1 pseudogene is annotated in these 324 nt (G+C 62.0%); it reads right to left on the bottom strand.

Annotated features, from left to right (window positions below):
• Positions 1-324: pseudogene (locus HAQ05_RS28205) on the bottom strand (TipJ family phage tail tip protein); the annotation flags it as partial.

The following is a 324-nucleotide window of genomic DNA, read 5'->3' as shown; positions in this document are numbered from 1 at the left end:
GAGCGATCTGGTACAGCGCCCACTTGTCCACCTGGGCATCGCTGATGAAGCGGCCCAGGCCGTAGCGGTCGTTCAGGATGACGTCGCGGTAGATCCAGGCCGGGTTATCGGTCCATGCAGACTGGAACGTGCCATCCCAGGTGCCGATGTAACTGCGGGTGCTCGGCGTGTAGTTGCTCGGCACCTGGATGACGCGACCCTTGATACGAAACGCGCGTTCCGGGATCGACGAAAACTGACTGGCGTCGATCTTGATCCCCACCAGCGCGGTGTAGGGGTACTGCAGCTTGGCGTCGATGACCTCGGTGTAGCTGACGACCGTGG

It is taken from the genome of Pseudomonas typographi (assembly GCF_014694385.1).
GTDB lineage: Bacteria > Pseudomonadota > Gammaproteobacteria > Pseudomonadales > Pseudomonadaceae > Aquipseudomonas > Aquipseudomonas typographi.
The sequence above is the reverse complement of the archived record's forward strand: the minus strand, read 5'-3'. Positions and strand labels throughout refer to the sequence as shown.